The sequence below is a fragment of the Streptomyces sp. NPDC107454 genome, assembly GCF_055582885.1.
Genome location: NZ_JBVJPA010000035.1, coordinates 1 through 15,367, shown reverse-complemented (window position 1 = coordinate 15,367; position 15,367 = coordinate 1). Strand labels below are relative to the sequence as shown.

Annotated in this window: 11 protein-coding genes; 3 read left to right on the top strand and 8 right to left on the bottom strand. The window is 69.1% G+C overall.

What is annotated here, in order from left to right:
• Positions 1-74: 74 nt before the first annotated feature.
• A complete protein-coding gene (locus ACZ69M_RS49135) occupies positions 75-1,598 on the bottom strand; it encodes an ISL3 family transposase (RefSeq protein ID WP_470060220.1) in 1,524 nt (507 codons plus the stop codon).
• Between the two features lie 316 nt (positions 1,599-1,914).
• On the opposite strand from ACZ69M_RS49135, the gene ACZ69M_RS49130 reads away from it, so the two are divergent.
• Entirely contained in the window at positions 1,915-2,346 is a 432-nt protein-coding gene (locus tag ACZ69M_RS49130; RefSeq protein ID WP_470060219.1) for an alpha/beta hydrolase, read from the top strand.
• On the opposite strand, the gene trxB is transcribed toward ACZ69M_RS49130, so the two are convergent.
• The 7 genes from trxB to ACZ69M_RS49095 are packed head-to-tail and all read right to left on the bottom strand — an operon-like array spanning position 2,326 to position 12,029.
• Positions 2,326-3,288, bottom strand: a complete 963-nt coding sequence (trxB, locus tag ACZ69M_RS49125; protein ID WP_470060218.1) for a thioredoxin-disulfide reductase — start codon at positions 3,286-3,288, stop codon at positions 2,326-2,328. The genes ACZ69M_RS49130 and trxB overlap by 21 nt on opposite strands.
• 4 nt (positions 3,289-3,292) lie before the next feature.
• Positions 3,293-3,640 carry a hypothetical protein gene (locus ACZ69M_RS49120; protein WP_470060217.1) on the bottom strand — a complete coding sequence of 116 codons (348 nt, stop codon included), beginning with the start codon at positions 3,638-3,640 and terminating at the stop codon, positions 3,293-3,295.
• The gene (locus ACZ69M_RS49115) at positions 3,637-4,989 is read right to left on the bottom strand and encodes a M16 family metallopeptidase (protein WP_470060216.1); all 1,353 of its coding nucleotides are present in this window, start codon (positions 4,987-4,989) and stop codon (positions 3,637-3,639) included. The genes ACZ69M_RS49120 and ACZ69M_RS49115 overlap by 4 nt, the downstream gene beginning before the upstream one ends.
• Positions 4,986-6,281, bottom strand: a complete 1,296-nt coding sequence (locus ACZ69M_RS49110) for a M16 family metallopeptidase (RefSeq protein WP_470060215.1) — start codon at positions 6,279-6,281, stop codon at positions 4,986-4,988. Before ACZ69M_RS49110 ends, ACZ69M_RS49115 begins: the two co-directional genes overlap by 4 nt.
• Positions 6,282-6,295: 14 nt before the next feature.
• Positions 6,296-9,295 (bottom strand): ABC transporter permease subunit, encoded by a 3,000-nt coding sequence (locus ACZ69M_RS49105; protein WP_470060214.1) that lies wholly within the window; start codon positions 9,293-9,295, stop codon positions 6,296-6,298.
• The gene (locus ACZ69M_RS49100; RefSeq protein WP_470060213.1) at positions 9,292-11,499 is read right to left on the bottom strand and encodes an MFS transporter; all 2,208 of its coding nucleotides are present in this window, start codon (positions 11,497-11,499) and stop codon (positions 9,292-9,294) included. Before ACZ69M_RS49100 ends, ACZ69M_RS49105 begins: the two co-directional genes overlap by 4 nt.
• Positions 11,500-11,519: 20 nt before the next feature.
• Positions 11,520-12,029, bottom strand: a complete 510-nt coding sequence (locus ACZ69M_RS49095) for a hypothetical protein (RefSeq protein WP_470060212.1) — start codon at positions 12,027-12,029, stop codon at positions 11,520-11,522.
• Between the two features lie 170 nt (positions 12,030-12,199).
• Here ACZ69M_RS49095 and ACZ69M_RS49090 point away from each other — a divergent pair, with 170 nt between their 5' ends.
• Positions 12,200-13,585 carry an ABC transporter substrate-binding protein gene (locus ACZ69M_RS49090; protein ID WP_470060211.1) on the top strand — a complete coding sequence of 462 codons (1,386 nt, stop codon included), beginning with the start codon at positions 12,200-12,202 and terminating at the stop codon, positions 13,583-13,585.
• Between the two features lie 39 nt (positions 13,586-13,624).
• Entirely contained in the window at positions 13,625-15,244 is a 1,620-nt protein-coding gene (locus ACZ69M_RS49085) for a thioredoxin family protein (RefSeq protein ID WP_470060210.1), read from the top strand.
• Positions 15,245-15,367 lie beyond the last annotated feature (123 nt).

Below are 15,367 nucleotides of genomic sequence, written 5' to 3'. Positions count from 1 at the left end.
GATCAACAACTACATGGAGTGACCAACTCACGGAACTTGGCTCTGTCGCTGATTTGGTGGTGTCAGTCGGTTGATCAAGGTGACAGGAGGATGCGGCGTCGTAGAAGGTCGAAGTTGGCCCGGCCGTACATCTGTCTCCTCAGCAGCTTGATCCTGGTGACGTTGCCCTCGACCGCTCCCGAGGTGAAGGTGGTGGTCAGGGCAGCAAGTACTGCTGCGTGGTCGCGGCGTATGCCGGCAGCCAGGGTGCGGAGTTCTCGTTGTCCGTCGAGGCGCACGTCGGCGAGCCAGACGTCGAGGGCCAGGTGTTCGCTGCGGCGTTCGCGCACCATCGAGGCCAGTCGCCGGGCGTATTCGGTGGTTGTGGCCAGTGCGGGGCTGCGTTCGCACAGTTCGTCGAGGCACTTGCGCTCGGTGTCGGTGAGGTGTTCGGGTCGGCGCATGATCCAGTCGGTGACCCGGCGGACGGTCAGATGGGGCAGCGGAGCATCGGGCGGGATTGCCCCGGTGCGGTAGGGCCGCAGGTGGCGGCGGACGGTGTTGATGTCGCCGCGGTAACCCAGCTGCTGGATCTCCCGGGTGAGTGCTGCGGCATTGGTGCAGCCCTCCATCCAGCGGTGATGCAGATAAAGCCGATAGTCGTCGATCATGCTTGGGCGATGGATTGCCGCGACGAGTAACTGCTCGGCATCGGCGGCCCGTGCGAAGCGCAGGACGGTGCCGCGGCTGAGGCGTAGTTCACGGGCGATGGCGCGCAGGCTGTCGCCGCGTTCGATGCGTTCGTGGATCTGCTGGTGGCGTTCGCGGGTGCGGGCGACCAGCGGGCGCTGACGTCCGTGCACGTCCAGTTCGCCCTGAGTTGTGGGGTGAACGTCTGCGGGCGGATGGACGTCGTCCTGGCAAGCCCGCACAGTGAGGGGTTCTCGCAGGTCGGCGCGGTGTCGTCCGACAATGCGCTCGACGGCCTCGGCGAGGTTGTGCAGCAGGTGCCAGGCATCGGCCACCTGCCGGGCCTGCGGCGCACCGGTGTGGGCTCCATCGCGGAAGGAGCCGGCGCGGTCGCGGCAGACGACCCTCACCTCAGGGTGTTCGCGCAGCCAGGCGGCGAAGGTGTGCGCGGTTCGGTCCGTGAGGACGTCGACGGGGCGGTGGGTGTCCATGTCGACGAGGATCGTCGCGTAGGTACGACCGCGGCGCACGGCGAACTCGTCGACACCCAGGCATGGGACAGACTCCGGCTGCGGGAGGGGCAGTGCGCGAAGGAGGCGGAGCAGGGTGTCCTTGCCGGTGGTGACGGCCAGACGTCCGCACAGACTGGCGCCGGCACGTCCGCCCAGAAACAGGGCGATGTCGGTGAGCTGGGCGGTGAGGGCATTCGTGCGGCGTGCGTGTCGACGCGTCAGCTCCGGGATCTGCTCGGCGAAGGTTCGACGCTCACAACTTTCGTTGCCGCACACGAGACGACGCGCCCGCAGGTCCAGTCGCACCTGCCGACCAGCAACGGGACGGTCCGCCAGACACCGCTGGTAGTAGCAGTGCACACGCGAGGATCTCCATCCACACCCCGGACAGTCGGCCGACCCCACCGTGGACCGCACGGCAAGACGGACCTCAGCGTCCCCAAGAACGACCTCTTCTACCTCGACTCCGGCCCCCTGAAGAAGGAGGTCAGCGAGGCGAACCACATCCCCCACGCACAGGTGATGCCCGGCTGCTCTTGATCGCCAACCACCCCCAAATCAGCGACAGAGCCCGGAACTTGTGCCAGACCCCAACTCAGACCGTTAACGCCAGTCGAGCGACTGATCAACAAGCTGAAGGCCTGGCGGGCATCGCGACTCGATACAAAACACCCGAGAGCTACCTCGCCGGCCTTCACCTCCGCGCCTCCATGATCGGGCCCAGCGGGCAGGGGTGACCTTGGTGCGAGCCCCCGCGATGGGTGGGCTGGAGGACTGCTACGCAGGCCTGTTGCGGGCGGCCTATGAGCACGACGGGGCTGTCCACACCGCTCGGCAGATCATCGTGGGCGGCGCAGGCATCGGAGGCGGGACGGCCGCGGCACTGACGTCACTCGTCCATGCGCGCGGCGGCCCCACCCTGGCGGGCCAGTTGCTCCTGAATCGCCAATACAGCGACGGGGGCAGCCCGCAAGGACTGCCCCCGACCTTCATCGACGTGGATGCGGGTGACCCGTTTCGGGAGCGGAGCGTCGACTACGCGTACCGCCTCTGGAAGGCGGGCGGGCAGGCCGAGCTTCACCTGTGGTCCGGCTCCCCGAAAGCGGCCGTCGACCGTGAGGCCACGGCCGCGCGCTTGAACTGGCTACGCCGCCGGTTGGCGTAGGGCCTGATCCGAGCTGTTCTGTTCAGTAAGGCCCGCGAGATACCGCTCGGCGTCGAGCGCGGCCTGGCAGCCGGTGCCCGCCGCCGTGATGGCCTGCCGGTAGGTGTGGTCGACGACGTCGCCCGCGGCGAAGACGCCCGCGACGTCGGTGCGGGTGCCGGACGTGGTGAGGATGTATCCCGCCTGGTCCAGGGCGATCTGGCCCTTGACGAGTTCGCTGCGCGGCTCATGTCCGATCGCGAGGAACAGGCCGTCGAGCGCGAGGTCGCGCTGTGAGCCGTCGACAGTGTCGCGCAGTCGTACGCCGGTGACGGCGGCGTCGCCGTGGATGTCGACGACCTCGCTGTTCCAGGCCCACTTGATCTTCGGGTCGGCTGCGGCGCGGTCAGCCATGATGCGACTGGCGCGCACCTGGTCGCGGCGGTGGATGACAGTGACGCTCCTGGCGAAGCGGGTGAGGAACGTGGCTTCCTCCATCGCCGTGTCACCGCCACCGACCACGGCGATGTCCTTGTCCCGGAAGAAGAAGCCGTCGCAGGTCGCGCACCAGGAGACTCCGCGCCCCGAGAGCCGGTCCTCGACGGCCAACCCCAGGCGGCGGTAAGCCGATCCGGTCGCCAGGATCACCGTGTCGGCAGTGAATTCGCCGTCCAGGGTACGAACGGTCTTGACCGGTCCGGTGAGGTCGAGCGAGAGGACGTCGTCGGCGACCAGTTCGGCGCCGAATCTTTTCGCCTGCTCGCGCATCCCGTCCATCAGGTGCGGACCGAGGACTCCTTCGGGGAAGCCGGGGAAGTTCTCGACCTCGGTGGTGTTCATCAAGGCACCGCCGCGCAGGGCCCCTTCGAACACCAGTGGTTTCATCTGAGCTCGCGCCGTGTAGATCGCGGCCGTGTAGCCGGCAGGCCCTGAGCCCACCACGATCACCTTGCGGTGCGGCATCGGTTCATCTCCTCGGGAGACAGTCGGTGGACAGGGGGAGTTCGAGTTCGGCGGGAGGGTGGCAGACCGTGTCCCCGCACAGCTGGTAACGCAGCCACAGCCGCGCGACGCCGTCGCCGAGCGTCGTGTGCAGCCGGACGGTTCCGGTGAGTTCGCCGGCCGGGAGGTGCACGTCGCCCTGCCGGTCCGGCGGGTCCGTTCGCAGGGCGAGGGGGACGCCGTGGTCGGCGCCGGCCCCGTACAGCTTCCATCCGTCGGCGATCTCGAGATGGATCACCGTCCGGCGGGAGCCGCCGGGCGGCGTCGTGATGACGGCCGCCCGGACGTGCTCCGCGGATACCGGGAGGCTCAAAACGACTCCACCGTGATGGTGGCGCCCTCGAAGACCTCACGGAGTTCGGGCAGGATCTTTTCCGCGTCCCCGACGAATACCGCGGACAGGGTGGCGGGAGAGACCAGGTCGGCGAAGGCGGCGGACGCGGCCTCGTCCGTGACCTCCCCGAGCGCGGCACGGTGCTGGTTGTACCAGTCGGCCGGCAGTCCTTCGGCGATGTTCCTTGCGCGCTGATCGACCACGGCGTACGCGGTCTGGAACTCCAGCGGAGCGCCGAGCATCAGCTCGTCGACGGCTCCGGCGCACTCCGCCTCGCTGATGCCGTCTCGGCGCATCGTCTCGATGATGCGTACGGCGTCGGCCGTGGCAGGGCCGGTCGACGGGGTGTCCACCGGGGTGGCGATCAGGAAAAGGCCCCGACCCGGCAGGGCCTTCAGGCCCGCCCCGACCCCGTAGGTGTAGCCCTTCTCTTCGCGCAGGACAGCGGAGAGACGGGAGTTCATCGAACCGCCGAGTACGTGAGTGGCCACGCTCAGCGCGGGCTGGACGGGGTCGGTGGACCCCGGGCCGACGAGTCCGAAGCGGATCTCGGTCTGCACCGATCCGGGCCGGTCCACGACGACGATGCGCGGGGTGGCCGGGTCCGCGGAGCGCGTCGGCCGTACCTCGCCGCCCGTCCCGCGCCAGCCGGCGAACGTGTCCGCGAGCAGCTTGTCCAGCTCGCCTTCCTCGACGTTTCCACCAACGAGGAGCGTGCTGCCGGCGGGCTGCAGATTGGCCCGGTCGAAGGCCTCGACGTCCTGTCTGGTGAGCCGGGCGAGGGACGCCTCCGTGCCTGCCTCCGGGAGGGCGGCACGGTCCTCGGGACCGAAACACACGGCGCGCAGCACCTGCTGAGCGCGCGCACCCGGGTTGAGCCGCGAGGACCGCACCTGGTCGGTGAGTTGGGAGCGGACCCGCTGGAACTCGTCGTCGGGGTAGGTGGCGTGCATCGCGGTTTCGGCGAGCAGCTCCAGGCCCGGTTCGAGGCATGCCGCCGGCACCTGGACGGTGGTCAGCGTCGCGCCCTCCGCGACGTGCACGGAGTACTGCGCGCCGATGCGGTCCAGCGCCGCCGCGAACTGCTCGCCGGTGTGGCGGGTGGTGCCCTCGTCACGCAGCGAGGCTGCCAGGGTGGCGATGCCCTCCGAACCCGGGGGCTCGGTGAGCGTGCCGCCGGGGGTGACCAGGGTCAGGGTGATGAGCCGGGTGCGGGAAGGGTAGTGCTCGACGGCCAGGCCGTTGCCGAGAACACGCGTGCGGGCGGCGGGGAAGGTGTACGGGGGCGCCGGGCTGACGTCCGGGCGGGCGACGAACTGGGTGGTCATCGAGCGGATTCCTCTCCGACGGAGTTACGGGATGCGCCCTCGGTGGGCGGGCGGTAGGTGACCACGGTCGCTTCGGCGGGATCGAGCCATGCGCCGACGGTCCGGCGTACGTTGTCGGCCGCGCAGGTTCGGATCGCCTCGAGCGTCGACTCGTGGTAGCCGGCGTCGCCGAACAGGGACATCCCGTGCGAGAGCGAGTCGGCCCGGCCCTCCAGATCCTGGGTGGCCTTCAGATGGCCCGATTCGCAGTTGGCGCGGGCCGCCTCCAGCTCCGCCTCCTCGGGCGCCCGACGTCCGAGCTCCCGCACGCTCTCGCTCACCGCGTCGAGGAGCTCCTGCGGGTCCACGCCGTCGGCGCCCATGGCGGTGAGGGTGAAGACGGAGCGCCCGCCGACGAGACGCTCGAGGCCGCCGTGCACGGCGGTGGCGATCTGACGCTTGCGCACCAGGTCACGGTTGAGCCGGCTGTTGTTGGAGTCGGCGAGGATGCCGCCCGCCAGGTCGAGGTGGTCACACGCGTCGGATCCGTCGGACGGCACCGGCCACATCAGGAACAGGGCGGAACTGGGCACTTCCTCGTCGGTGACGTCGATGCGCTGCGCGGTGGCACGGTGGCTTTGCTGCGGGGCCTTGACAGCAGGCATCACTCCGGCGTCGATGCCGCCGAAGTAGCGCTCCACCTTGGCCACCGCTTCCTCGGTGTCGACGTCGCCGACCAGGGAGAGCACCGCGTTGCCGGGCACGTAGTGCTCGGTGAAGAAGGCGCGGACGTCGTCCAGGGTCGCGCCGACGAGGTCCTGCATCGAGCCGATGGGCATGTGGTGGTACTGGTGGCCGGGGTCGAAGGTGGCGGCGAACAGCCGCTCCCAGGACGTACCGAAGGGCTGGTTGTCCATCCGCTGACGTCGTTCGTTGCGGACGACCTCGCGCTCGCTGTCGAACGAGGTCTGGTCGAGCGCGGACAGCAGGCTGCCGAGGCGGTCAGCCTCCAGCCACAGGGCGAGGTCGAGCCCCTGCTTCGGCACCGTTTCGAAGTAGTTGGTGCGGTCGTGGGAGGTCGTCGCGTTCAGCTGGGAGCCGATCGCGTCCAGAGAGGCGAAGTGCTCGCCCGCCGCGACGTTCGCCGACCCCTGGAACATCAGGTGCTCGAAGAGGTGGGCGAGGCCGGTGCGGCCGGCCCGCTCATGGCGCGACCCGACCCCGTACCAGAGGTTCACCGCCACCGCCGGGGTGTCGTGGTCCTCTTCGATCACCACACGCAGGCCGTTGGCCAAAGTGTGCTGGTGCCTCACTGCAGGCATGGTCGTCAATTGCTCAATCCTTCAAGGTTGTTGGATGGGTTGTTCAGGTTGGCTGGGTTGCCCAGGGCGGACTGGTCGCTTCGGTGGAGGACTTCGGGCGAGCCGCCGAGGTAGGCGTCGATGACGCGCGCGTCGTTGCGGATCTCGTCAGGGGTGCCGAGCGCGAGCTGTCGCCCCTCCGCCATGGCGAGAACCCGGTCGGACAGCGAGAGGACCAGCGGCACGTCGTGCTCGATGATGATCAAGCTGAGGTCGAACTCGGTGCGCAGCCGGTGCAGCAGCGGACCGAGTTCCTCGCACTCGCGCTGGGCGATGCCCGAGGACGGTTCGTCGAGCAGGAGGACCCGGGGCTGCATCGAGACCAGGGCGGCGAGTTCGACGAAGCGTCGGCAGCCCGTGGACAACTCGGCGATCCGCGACTCCCGGTAGGGAGTCAGCCCGAAGTAGTCGATCACTTCCTCGGCGACCTGACGCCGCTTGCGGACGGTGAGGTCGACGCCGAGGATGCTCGCCGCCGTGCCGGTCCGCTGCTGCCGTTCGAGCGCGAGGGTGATCACGTCGACGGTGGTCATGGTCGGGAACAGCTGCGCGTCCTGGAAGGACCGGACCAGGCCGAGGTCGGCGCGGCGGTGCGACGGCAGCCCGGTGACATCGCGGCCGTCGAAACGCACGCTGCCGGCATTGGGCCGAGCGAACCCACTGATCAGCTCGAAGGTGGAGGTCTTGCCCGCACCGTTGGGACCGATCAGGCCGAGGATCTCGCCCTGACCGACGCTGAGGTCCAGGCCGTCCACCGCCGTGACCGCCCCGAAAGTCAGCCGCAGATCCTTGCACTCCAGGAGCGGGCCGTCCGGGGCCGGGCGCTCCCGTTCCCGCAGCACGGGCAGGTGCCGCGACGGGGGTGGCTCGGGCGCGGTGCCGGACAGGTCCTTCCGCGCGCCGGGACCAGCCGGGTCGCCGGCCTGCTCCGGCACCTCGAGGCGCTTCTCGCCGCGCAGGTCGGCAAGCGTGTAGTGGAGGCCGGCCAGCCGTCCGATGCCGACGGCGATGGCGTCGCGCAGCGGCTGCAGCAGTTGGGCGGCGCCGCCGGGGACGATCAGGATCAGCACCAGGACGCTGGCGTAGATCGCCAGCGAGGACGCCTGGTTGGCGCCTCCGTTGCCCGACATACTGCTCTGGGCGACGCCGGACGCGAACAGCCAGAGCACGCCGATCGGACCGCCGTACAGGATGCCGACACCGCCCATCACCACGGCAAGCACGACCCGGATGTTGATGTCGACGGGGAACGCGGCCACGCTGACGCTGGTGTACGAGTGCACGAGCAGTGAGCCCGCGATCCCGGCGATCATCCCGCTGATGAACATCAGCTTGAGCCGGGCTCCAGTGACCCCGATGCCGAAGGACTCGGCGGCGGCCTCATTGTCGCGTGCGGCCCGTACCTGCCGTCCGAAGCCGCCCCGCCACACGTTCCAGGCGAGGAGCGCACAGACCGCGGCGACCAGCCCGGCCATCAGGAAGTACGGGACGCCCGCGCTGATCTCCAGACCGCCCAGAACGGGCTGCTGCGGTGTGACCGTTCCGGAACCCATCACACGCGGGTCGGCCAGGAAGGCGGTCGGTACGGACACGGCGAAGGCGAGGCTCAGAATCGTGAGCGTCAGGCCGCGGGCGCGCAGACTCGGGTAGGCGAGGATGACTGAGGCGAGGCCCGCGGCGAGCCCAGCGGCGAGGATCCCGGCCAGGAAGTTGTCGGTCTCCCGGACCACGACGAAGGAGACACCCCCGCCGACCAGGGCGAACCCGAACTGGCCGAGGGAGAGTTCACCGCCGAGTCCGGTGATCAGTACGACCGACAGCGAGACCACCGCGATGCACAGGGTCGTCGTCCATATCTGTGCGCTGGTGTCGTCGCGCGTCGCCAGGAACGCCACGTAGCCGGCAACGGCGAGCAGCAGCAGTCGCCCGTAGTTGCGCACTAGCCACAACTCCGCCAGCGGCGCCGGGAGTGGGCGCCAGGTGGAGACGGCGACCCAGCTGCCCACCGCGTCACCGCGCATACGGACCTGGCGGCTGAGCATCAACGCGGCGAACAGCACGACCAGGATGGCCAGATCGGCGTAGCGCGCCAGGGTCGGCGACCACAGCATGATCTGCTGGACGACGCCGATCACGATGCCGCCGCCCAGCGCGCGGGGCATGCTGTGGAAGCCCGCGATCGCGGCCGCGCCGAGCGTGGGCAGCAGCGTGGCGGTGCTCAGGACCGACGACGTGGGGTCGGATGGGACGTTGCCCAGGAAGAAGACGCTGCTCACGGTGGCGAACAGTCCGGCGAGGCCCCACGCGAGCCCGGAGACCAGTGCGGGCGAGATACCCGAAAGGCGCGCGTTGTCCGCGCTGGTCGCGCTCGCGCGGACAGCGAGGCCGAAGCGGGATCGGGTCAGGAACACGGTGAGCGCCACGGTGAGCAGCGGGGCACTGATGATCAGCCCGGTGTAGCCGGGGCTGACCACCAGGGGGCCGACGTGGAACTCCGGCAGACCGGGCGGATCGGACAGCGGCTGCACGTTGTCGCCGCCGAGCCGCAGCACGTAACCCGCGCCGCTGGCGAGCATCCCCGCCGCGCCCAAGGAGGCGACGACGCCCACCACCCTCGGGGCATGGCGGAGCCCGCGGATCACGACGGACTCGGTTAGCGCGCCCGCGGCGAACCCGACCGGAGTGACCAGAACGAAGGCCACCCACCATGGCAGCCTCAGGGTCTGTACGAGTAGCGGCATGCACGCCATCGCCATCAGACCCACGGCCGGCAGGGCCAGATTGATCACTCGGGAGACCCGGAAGATCAGGGTCAGGCAGACGCCGAGCAATCCGTAGCTGATGCCGATGAGGACTCCGAGCGCGACTACGTACGGCGGTGAGCTGAGCCCGAGCAGGTTGCCGAGGACGATGACCGCCGCGAGGGCGGCGAGGGTGCCGGCCGGTACTTTCCAGAGCCGCTTCACCGGGTCACCCCCGATGCCCCGGAGAGGAACACCGAGCGCAGCAGTTCGGGGTTGTCGCGCAGTTCTTCGGTCGGTCCGTCGAAACGGATCTGCCCGCGTTCCATGAAGCAGGCCCGCCGTGCCACGGTCAGGGCGACGTTGACGGACTGCTCGACCAGGATCACGGCGGTTCCACGGGAGTTGATCTCCCGGACGACGTCCAGCAGGTTGTCCACCACCTTGGGCGCGAGACCGAGACTGAGCTCGTCGATGAGGAGCAGCCGGGGCTGCAGGACGAAGGCCTTGGCCAGGCCGAGCATCTGCTGTTCGCCGCCGGAGAGTGCGGCCGCGGGCAGGTGGCGGCGGCGCGCCAGGTTCGGGAAGGCGGCCAGAGCGTCGTCGATGCGGGACGCGGCGGCCCTGCGCTCCCCCGGTGGCAGGCCGAACGTGTAGCACTGGAGATTCTCGGCGACGGTGAGGTCGCCGAAGACGGCCCGGCCTCCCGGGACTTGGGTGATCCCCAGCCGGGTGCGGCGCTCGGCGTCGAGGTAGGTGATGTCGTGGCCGTTCAGCCGGATGCTGCCGGCTGTGCTAATTCCCAGTCCGGAGATCGCGCGCAGCAAGGTGGACTTGCCGGCGCCGTTGACGCCGAGCAGGGCGACGATCTCGCCCTCGGCCACCGCCAGGTCGACGCCGAAGAGGACCTGGGTCTGGCCGTAGGAGAAGTCCAGGTTCCGGACCGAGAGCATCGGCAGGCCGCGCCCGCAGGATGCCGAGTAGGACACGTACTCCTCCTCGACGACCTCCTCGATCACCGCGTCCAGGTCCCGGCGCACAAAGGCGCCGGCGACCATGCTCATGAGCTGCGCGAGCACGCCGATGCCCGTGGTGACGGCGACGGCAATCGGGATGCCCATGCTCCTGGTGAGACCGCCGAGCAGCGCGGTCCCGGCCACCGAGCCCAGCAGGGAGAAGAGGCCTGCGAGTGCGCCGACGTGTGGGCGCAGCGGTCCGGGGACGACGGACATCGTGCCCACCATCAGCGCCGGGCCGGTCAGTCCGATGAAGGCGGTACCCGCGATGTTCAGCACCACGAGGGCAGGCAGCGAGTAGACGAACATCTGGCCGATGCTGAGCAGTGAACCGAGTACCCCGAGCGCGCCCGAGATGTAGAACATGAGCTTGGGGTCGCGTTGGAAAAGCCGGTCCCCGAGCGGGGCGAGGATGATGTAGGAGAGCAGCCCGGCGCCGCCTGACACCAGGGCGAGCATCGAGCGCTCGGAGGCGTCCAGGCTGAAGCGGTTGGCCAGCTGGAACTGCAGATAGGTGGCGACCGGGATCTGGAGTCCGCCGACCATTCCGGCGAGCAGCATGATGCGCATCGAATGGATCGTCCAGATCCGTCGCAGCGCCTCGCCCATCGACAACCGGGTCGCCTTGACCATGGCGTGGTCGACCTCGGGAACGTCCGCGGCACCGGCGTCCGTGTCGGCGAGCGAGCGGCGCGCCAACCGCCGGACCTTCTCAGTGTCGTGGACGCCGTATCCCGGGTCGCGCAGGCCGAGCCCGAACACGACGGCGGCCAACGAGACCGCGCCGAGCACGAGGAAGACCCCGCGCCAGCTCAGGTTCATCGGGCCGGTCAGGACAGCCGTGAAGCCCGTGGCGATCAGTCCGGTGACCAGGGCGCCAGCCGAGAGGAAGCTGACCACTCGTACCCGTACGCCGGGCGGATAGAGGTCGATCATGAGAGGCCCGGAGACCGTGCCGTGCGCGGAGGTCGTGACGGTGTCCAGGACGCTGATGAACATCAGCGCCGCCACCGTGGTCACCAGGCCGTGCACACCAGTCAGCAGGCACCACACGCCCTGGGTGGCGAGCAGCACCAGAGCACGGCGCGGCTTGTCCTGGACCAGGCGGGCGACCATGAGCGGCACTACGAAGCTCACGACCTGACCGACCAGGGCCAGGCTGGTGAAGAACTCCGGCGTAAGGCCGAAGGTCCGGGCGATGTCCGGTGCGGTGATCGAGGAGGCGCTGGCCGCGAGAGCATCGCTGACACCTAGCCCCAGGAGGGCGAAGAGCGGGTAGGGGCTGACGCCTTCGTCCTTGAGCAGCCGGAACAGCTTGCGTCGGTCGACCTCACCGCCTGTGCCGCTCTCTTCGCGGCCAGCCTGGAGCTGAGACCCGACGAACGCACTGACCGAGTCGCGGTCACTGGTCATATCAGTTGGCCTCGTCTCGTTCACGACGAGACCCGGAAGCCTACGTACCACACGGACTCGCCGATCCGGTTGCCCTTGGCGTCGAGGAGGACGACGGTGGCGTAGTGGCCTTCATCGGAGGCCGCAGGGGCGGCACTGGGGAAACTCTTGATGGTCACGCTGGTCTCCCTGGTCACGTAAATGCCGAAGACGACGCCGAGATAGTCGGGTTGCAGGCACTCGTCGGTGCCGCGGCATTCGCGCTGCGCGTCGACGATGTCGCGCAGCGACTCACCGGGTGCCATCGGATAGCGGTCAAAGAAGACGCCGTAGCGGACGCCGGCCGGCATGTCGGTCGCCTGCCAGCCCAACTGGAACGGGAACTTCACCGTCGACAGGTTCGCCGGAGTCCTGATGTGCAGCCGGTCGTCCTGGCGGAACTGCAGCCCGTTCAGCCCGGAACAGCCGGAGAGCAACAAGGCAACTCCCAGGAGCAGTACGCACCGCAGGCCGCGCAACTGAGACCGGCGTCTGCCGGGGTGTGCAGTCATGGCCGGGAGGTTAGCCGCTCCTGTCTGATAGATGTCAAGACTGATCTGTTCAGTTCTTCATTCTCAATTCGAGTTGATATGGGCTCGTGGCGCCTCTGCTATTGACAACCAGGCGCTCGGACGGTTCACACTGTTCGCCACCCCGACCGTCGCTACCCCGAGGACTATCCATGTCGAGATCGTCCACAGGTGCCCGCAGAGTCGGCCTGCGCATCGGCGCCTTCACCACCGCGGCCGTACTCATCACCGCGGGCTGCTCGGCCACCACCGGCCCGGAAGCGGACAAAGGCGGCTCCGCTCCCAAGCGTTCCGCCGCGATCCCCGCCAAGGACGGTCCCGGCGTCACCAAGGACGCCATTACCATCTCGTGGGGCAAGGCCCTGGCCCCCACCAGCGACATGTCGGCGGCAGACGTGAAGAAGCTCAAGGAGGGCGTGAAGCTCGTCGTCGACACCTTCAACGAACAGGGCGGCATCGCCGGCCGCAAGATCCGGATCCTCGAGGACGACCCCGGAACCTCGCTGGTGCATCAGCGGTACGCGGCGCACACGAAGTCCAACTTCCTGCCGGTCTCCGATCCCACCAACGGCAAGGCCGCCTGCGACGCCTACGCCGACGCGAAGGTGTTCGCGCTCTTCTTCGCCGACCTGGCCAGCGCCCCGTACGGGACACCGGCCGCGGGTGCGTGCCTGAACGACGGCGGCCACCCGCTCATCGGCACGACCGACTGGACCACGTCCGACTTCCAAAAGGCTCCCGCCACCGCTGGCGTCTCGATCGCGGCCGACCGTCTCGCCGATGCCCTGGTCGCCGCGGGCAAGGACTCCGGGGTCCTGTCGAAGCCGGCCAAGACCGCGGTGATCACCGATAGTTCACAGTCCTCCGACGCCCTGAACAAGACGTATCTACCGGCTCTAGCCAAGGCGGGCGTCACCGACCCGCAGGTCTTCCCCGTCGCCATGACGATGGGCGCGCCCGACGCGCTCAACCTCACCGTCAAGTTGAAGAGCGCCGGCATCAAGCGGGTCGTCATCGTGGCCAACGCCGCGACCAGCTTCGCGCTGCCGTTCCAACTGCTGCCCGCCTTCCAGAAGCAGCAGCTCGAACCACAGATCCTGAGCATCGACAGTCCCCCGCACCAGGTTCTGGCCGCGGCACGGGTCCGGATCACGCCGAAGCTCGCCGACAACCTGGTCACCTACTTGTCGCGGCCCACCCAGGACACCCTGCGACTCAACGACGCCCAGTCGGCCACGCCCGGGGGCGAGCTGTACAACGCGGTGCAGAAGACGGACCCCACCGCCTTCATCTCCCTTGACCTGTGCGACGGCCTGGAGCTCCTCAAGGCCTCTCTCGCCGCAAGCGGCAGCACTCACATCAACGCCGAGGCGTTCGCCGTCGGACTCGACAAGCTCAAGAACACCTACCAGTCGCCCCGGCTCTACGCGACCACATTCGGACCGGGACGCCACGACGGCGGGACCGGTCTGGTCCGGCAGACGTACTCGGAAAAGTGCAAGTGCGCCGTCGCGGGCACGAAGCCCGTGGACTTCTGAGCCCGCGTCACGACGCCGGTACGGTGCGAAGGGAGCCCGATGATCGACACGACGACCGATGCCGAACTGGAGCGACTGGTCCTGGAGGCTGGTGACGAGCCTGTACTGCTGTATTTCACCACGTCCTGGTGTGGCCCCTGCCGGGCCTTCGGTCCGCAGCTCGGCGCGTGGTCCGCGGCCAATCCCGATGTGCTGCGTGTGGTGCGCGTCGACGCGGACCGGTTCCCGGATGCCGCGGAGCGATTCCGGGTTCAGGCCTTCCCCACGCTGACGCTGGTGCGTGCAGGAGAGCAGCTCTGGCTCCGGGCCGGAGCCCTCGACGAGCACGAGCTGGCTGCGACGCTGCCCGCGCTGAGTGCCGGATCGCGGTCTCTCTCCGATCGGGACGCCGCGGGTGGTAGGGACGACGGCGACGCACCGTACGACGCCGAAGAGGAGACCTCGGACACCGGGACGGTGAGCGGGCCCCGGTCTGTCACCGTCCCGTTCTTCGACGACCCCCGGATCACCGTCTGGAACGGTCATGAGGAAGTCCGGCCAGGCTCTGTGGCGCAACTCGGCGAGGGCGAGGCGCTGCGTATCTCCTTCACCTCCGACCTGCGCCTCACGCCCAGCTGCGACCTGTCTGTCCTCCGACGGCTCGCGCCTGGTGCGGTCGACGCCGTGATGCTCCAGTGCTCCGACATCACCCGCGAACTCATGCAGGAACTGCACGAGTTGACGGCTCTGGCATCGCTCACCGTCATCTCCGTCACGCCACTGCGTGCGGATGTGGTCGAGTCCCTGGCCCTGCTGCGCCAGTTGCAGTTGCTGCACGTCGACGCACCCGGTGCCGACCTGCAGGCGATCCGGCGCCTGCTGCCGAACGCGATGGTCAACTTCGAGTGGACCGCACCCGAGTTGGCGGACCGCCTGCCGCCGCCGGCGCCGGCGCCGGGTGCGTCCTCACCCGAGCTGCCGCTCGTCCGCCTCGCCGACCCCGGACCGGACACGCTCATCGCCTTGGCCGAGCATCCCGCCGACCCCACGTCCGACGCCGTGCTCACCGCACTGGCGAGGGTCCGGGACTGTGCGGTCGGCAAGGCTGCCGACGTCGACGACCCGACCGTACAAAACGAGCTCCGGCCGGCCGGCCTCTCCGAACTGCTGCTGCTCCACGCGGGCCGGGTAGTGGCCCGGCGCGACGCCTGCGGCCCGCACCACGTCGAGGAGCTGGCCGCGCTGGCGAGCAGGGCCCGCACGACAGGCGCAACCCGGCCACGACCACAACGCGGCCGCGAGGAACGGCTCGTGTCCTTCGGCCTGCGGGAAGCGGACGGATGGCTGGTCCCGCCCAATGCGGCACGCAGCGACTGGATCGCCCTGCGACCGCAGCAGACGGAGCTGCCGATCCCGACAGGATGGTCGTTGTGCGTCCGGGCGTCGGGCAGCGACCTCGCCGCTCTGCCGTCCACCGAGATCGATGCCCTCGAACTACGTATTGACGAGGACACCGCCTCCGCGGTGATCGCTCAGCTGGGCCACTGGCCACGGCTCGAACGCCTTACCGTGTTCACGGCACAGAACGAAGCGGAACTGGTGACGCGGATCCGCAGGGCCCTTCCCGAGACCGTCGTCAACAACGAATGGACCCACACCGAAATGACCCCGAGCCGATGACCGCAGCCGAACCCGAACCCCTCGCCACGTCGTCCAAGTCCGCCGGCACGGGCGGGTCGCTGCGCAACACCGCGATCGCGGAGATCCGCCGCCGGATCACCACCGGCGAGCTGCCAGCGGAGG